This window comes from Kamptonema animale CS-326 (genome assembly GCF_028330895.1).
In the GTDB taxonomy this organism is placed as follows: Bacteria; Cyanobacteriota; Cyanobacteriia; order Cyanobacteriales; family Microcoleaceae; genus Kamptonema; species Kamptonema formosum.
On sequence record NZ_JAQMUA010000354.1, the window covers coordinates 1 to 4,987 of the forward strand.

At 42.6% G+C, this 4,987-nt stretch carries 5 protein-coding genes; all 5 read right to left on the reverse strand.

What is annotated here, in order from left to right; genetic code table 11:
* Window positions 1–22: 22 nt before the first annotated feature.
* Window positions 23–730: an ABC transporter ATP-binding protein gene (locus tag PN499_RS20435; protein WP_272034076.1), complete on the reverse strand. Its 708-nt coding sequence runs from the start codon at window positions 728–730 to the stop codon at window positions 23–25.
* A gap of 104 nt (window positions 731–834) precedes the next feature.
* A complete protein-coding gene (locus tag PN499_RS20440; RefSeq protein WP_007355095.1) occupies window positions 835–1,611 on the reverse strand; it encodes an ABC transporter ATP-binding protein in 777 nt (258 codons plus the stop codon).
* Window positions 1,611–3,176, reverse strand: coding sequence for a branched-chain amino acid ABC transporter permease (locus PN499_RS20445; RefSeq protein ID WP_272034078.1), 1,566 nt, complete (start codon window positions 3,174–3,176; stop codon window positions 1,611–1,613). The genes PN499_RS20440 and PN499_RS20445 overlap by 1 nt, the downstream gene beginning before the upstream one ends.
* Before the next feature lie 155 nt (window positions 3,177–3,331).
* Entirely contained in the window at window positions 3,332–4,408 is a 1,077-nt protein-coding gene (locus PN499_RS20450) for a branched-chain amino acid ABC transporter permease (protein ID WP_272034080.1), read from the reverse strand.
* Between the two features lie 328 nt (window positions 4,409–4,736).
* Window positions 4,737–4,874 (reverse strand): hypothetical protein, encoded by a 138-nt coding sequence (locus PN499_RS20455; RefSeq protein ID WP_272034082.1) that lies wholly within the window; start codon window positions 4,872–4,874, stop codon window positions 4,737–4,739.
* Between the last annotated feature and the right edge of the window lie 113 nt (window positions 4,875–4,987).

The window sequence follows — 4,987 nt, forward strand, 5'->3', positions numbered from 1 at the left end:
CCCCCCCCCCCCCCACGACGACTTAACTCTCACCGAGATAAGCCTTACGAACTGTCTCATTAGACTGCAAATCTTTAGCCGTACCCTCAACTACAACTTGACCAGTTTGAATTACATATCCCCGATGAGCTACAGTTAAAGCCATCCGAGCATTTTGCTCTACCAGTAAAATCGTCGTTCCTTGGGAATTAATATCACGAATAATCGCAAAGATTTGGCTCACTAACATCGGAGCTAAACCCATACTTGGTTCATCTAATAACAACAACCGAGGACGCGACATCATCGCCCGTCCAATTGCTAGCATTTGCTGTTCGCCGCCGCTAAGCGTCCCCCCTTTTTGACTAATTCGCTCTCTTAATCGGGGAAATAAATTTAACACCAATTCCGTATCAGATTTAATCCCAAGACTATCATTACGGAGATAAGCCCCCATTTCTAAATTTTCTTGTACCGTCATCCGAGGAAAAATCAGTCGGCCCTCTGGACTTTGAGAAATTCCCAAGCGAACAATCGCCTCTGTAGACATTGAATTTATGGGTTTTCCTTCAAATAAGATATTACCTTTGCGAGGACGAATCAGACCTTGAATTGTGCGGAGAGTGGTAGTTTTTCCCGCACCATTACTACCAATTAAAGTGACAACTTCTCCCCGATCAACTTTTAGTGAAACTCCTTTGAGAGCATGGATATTGCCGTAGTAAGTATGAATTTCTTTAATTTCAAGCATATTTCTTAGGGGCTAGGGGCTAGGGGCTAGAGGCTAGGGAAGAAGGAAGAGGGAGATAGGGAGAAATTTTCCCCAATTAGCAATTAGCAATTAGTAATTAGCAATTAGCCATTATCTTCTTCTTTTCCTAGATATGCTTCAATCACGCGGGGATCGGCTCGAACTTCCGCAGGCGTTCCCTCAGCAATTTTAATACCATATTCCATAACGCTAACGCGATCGCTAATTCCCATTACCACTTTCATATCATGTTCAATTAACAGGATTGTCAAATCTAATTCATCGCGAATCCTATAAATAAACCGCGTTAAATCAGCCGTTTCATTGGGATTCATCCCCGCCGTCGGCTCATCTAATAGCAACACTTTAGGATCGGAAGCTAAGGCTCTAGCAATCTCTAATCTCCGCTGATCCCCATAAGACAAATTTTTTGCCCTTTCTGGAGATTTAGAAGTGCCTAAGCCTACAAAATCAATCAGAGAAAGTGCTTTTTCCCTAGCTTGTAATTCTTCTCGCTCTACTGCGGGAGTACGGAGTATTGCTCCTAACAATCCAGTTTTTAATCTGCTATGTCTGCCTACTAAAACATTTTCTAACACGGTCATGTTACCAAATAAGCGGATATTCTGAAATGTCCGAGCAATTCCCAAACTTGTGAGCTTGTCAGGTGGCGAACCAGTAATATCTTGATTTTCTATCCGCAACTGACCAGAAGTAGGGACATAAATGCCAGTAAGCATATTAAAAAATGTGGTTTTCCCGGCTCCGTTAGGGCCGATCAAACTAGCGATCGTGCCTTTTTCCAAAGTAAAATTAACCTGGTTAACCGCAGTTAATCCTCCAAATCGCATTGTCAGTTGATGTGCTTCCAATAGTGGCATTATTGACTCCTCGCATCGGCTAAAGATTCATTACTCGCCTCATTATCTGAGTGCAATTCCGCTTGATGTACTTTATCAGGAATCAGTCCTTCTGGGCGTACAATCATCATTACCACTAGAGTTAGACCAAACAGAAACAAGCGCAATTGCATCGGGTCTAAACTGGTTGCTAGAAAGTCTCGCAATTCTGGACTGGCAATGTTAGGTAATACGGAGGTATTGAGGAAACCTTTGAGAATTTGTGCAAGTTGTGGTAGATAAAGTCTGTCCGCAGACATGATAATAATACTCCCCAAAATCACACCACTCATATTGCCTAAACCGCCTAAAATTACCATACATAAAATGATTACAGAAACCGAGAAATCAAACACGCTAGGGAAAATGGCGCTGATATAAGCGGCGTAAAATGCACCTGCAAATCCCGAAAAAGTAGCCCCCATTGCAAAGGCTGATAGTTTAGTTTTGACGAGGTTAATTCCCATCGCACTAGCGGCGAGTTCGTCTTCGCGCATAGCGGCCCAAGCCCTTCCCAGACGGGAATCTCGTAGCCGTGAAATCATAAAGTAGGAGAAGACAACTAGACATAAAATTAAGTAGTACCAAGGGTAATAGTTGCCCGCACTGAATGTACCAACTATGGGCAGAAATGGGCGACCAATAGGGTTAATTCCAGCTTCGCCACCTGTGAGGTTAAGGGGTTGTTCGCAGCCCAAAAAACAAATTGCTATTTCTGGATGACCAAAGATGGAACCTAACAGTTTAGATATCGGTTCTTCTATCCGCACCGAAGTTAAATTTCTGAATACAACGGGTATAATTTCCCCAAATCCCAGGGTGACAATTGCCAGATAGTCACCTCTTAATCTTAATGTAGGCGCACCTAAAATTACGCCCGCGATCGCAGCCACTAAAGCCGCAATTGGCAGTACCGCCCAGAAGTTCCAATATAAGTTAAGTTGCGGAGAGGAGAGTAAGCCAGTAGTATAAGCGCCGATCGCGAAAAAAGCTGCATATCCCAAGTCAAGCAAGCCAGCAAAACCTACAGGAATATTCAAGCCCAAGGCGAGGATAATAAAAATTTGAATCTGTACGACGGTAGCTATCCATTCGGTTTTTGCTGCTGCATCGACAAAGGGAAAGGAGATGAGGATGAAAGCCAGTGTGACTAGGGTAGCTAATCGTTTGCGATCGCCTGGTATTCCCTGTAGGGTTCCCATGATTGCGCCGGCGAGAGTGGCGATCGCTAAACTGCAAGTACCGTAAAGTAATGTAGTCGGGAAGGGTACAGGAAATTGACCAGAACTCGGTCTGAGTATAACTCCTTCTATGACGCTGGCGATCGCCAGCCAAATTCCTAATGCTAATCCCGCCTCAATACCCAGTCTCGCGCCGATTTTTGGGCTATAAATCTTCTCGTTGCGACAGCGGATGAAACCCACACCCGCACCCAGCAACCAACCGATCACTGAACCACTCCAACCACCAAAGATGAGAACGGTTAAGGCTGCGATCGATCCCACAATACCACTCGACTTAATTGCTTTAATTATCTTTTTGTTCATAATTGTTAATTGTTAATTGTTAGTTGTTAGTTGTTTCATTCTTTAGTCCGCGTAGGCGGACTTCGTTTGTGTAGCTGCGGTTTCAACCGCCGAATATATCAAGCAATAAACTTAAGCAATTACCAATTACCAATTACCAATTACCAATTACCAACTTACACCTTTTCCTGAACATTCTCTCCTAATAAACCTCCCGGTCTAAATGCCAAAATAATCACCAAAACCGCAAATACCCAAGCATTAGTCCAACGGCTAGATAAATATTGATCGCTAATAGACGATAATTCTCCAATCAAAACTCCCCCCAACATAGCCCCGACAATATTGCCAATTCCACCCAAAACTGCTGCCGTAAAAGCTCTTAATCCAGCAGTAAAACCCATTGTAAAAACAATAGTGTTATTGTACAATCCCACCAATAGCCCAGCAGCACCAGCAAGCGCACCGCCAATTAAAAAAGTTAGAGCAATAATCTGATCGACATTAATTCCCATAATTTTAGCCGCATCTCGGTTTTGAGCAGTAGCACGCATTGCCTTTCCCCAACGGGTGTACTTCACAAATAGGTGCAGCGAAACCATCAACACTGTGGCAACTACTAATACAATCAAATCTTTGGTTGTAAATACAATACTGCTATCAATCCCCAAAGCTTTAAGAATATCAATTCTAGGCAAGAGATCGGGAAAGCTTTTAGGGGCCGCAGAGTTTGTTCCCATCACAGGGAAAAAAGCTCTCAAACCTCCCCAGAATAATCCCATATTTTGGAAAATAAAAGAAACTCCAATTGCTGAAATTAACGGCGCTAAACGGGGAGCATTTCGTAAAGGCCGATAGGCATAACGTTCAGTAATGATATTCATTCCAGCACAAAAAACCGTGCTAGCGATCAAGGCAACCAACATGGCAGGAATAGCCACTACTAGCGGTGCAGCATCCTGAATACCCAAAGCACCCATCACTGTTAAAGCAGCAAAACCACCCAACATATACAAGTCGCCATGAGCAAAATTGATCAGCTCAATAATGCCATAAACCATCGTATAACCCAACGCAATAATTGCAAGTAGGGCACCATTAACAAGACCTACTAACAATTGTTGAATCAAAACTTGAGGGCTACGGACTATTTCTACAACAATCCGAGGCAAGTCAAATCCAGCAATCGGCCCTAACAGTAAAATTATGTAAGCTACACCTAGATACAGAAGGATAATCCGCCAATTTTTCATTATTTTTGCTAATTGCTAATTGCTAATTGCTAATCGCTAATGGCTAATGGCTAATCGCTAATTGCTAATCGCTAATTGCTAATTGCTCATCGCTAATGGTTATACGAATTGCTACCCCTTGATGCCTGTGATAGCTGGGGTGCTAATTGCTAATTAAGCGATATAGCAATCCTAAATCATTTGTGAATTTCTTACTCCCTCCCCTTAGCAAGGGGAGGGTTGGGGTGGGGTAAAAAATTTACGGTTCATTTAGGATTGCTATAGTTATTGGCTAGTGATTAGCACTTAACATCAAAACTACTAACCACTAACCACTAACCACTAACAATTACTCATCTTTGAGTACGCTTACAAACTCCCACTTGCCATCTTTAACCACATTTCCCGACATCGTAGTAATGCTAGTGTCACCATTAGCATCAAAACTCCAATTACCGAGTAATACCAATTTAATATGAAGCTGCATAGAATAAGGCTTCAAGAATGAAATTGTAAGAAGATAACGAAATGATTTGTTCAGGGGTGATTTGTGCCAAAACTTGATTCAGTCGTTCGCGCAATTGAGCAAGTGTCAGAAAC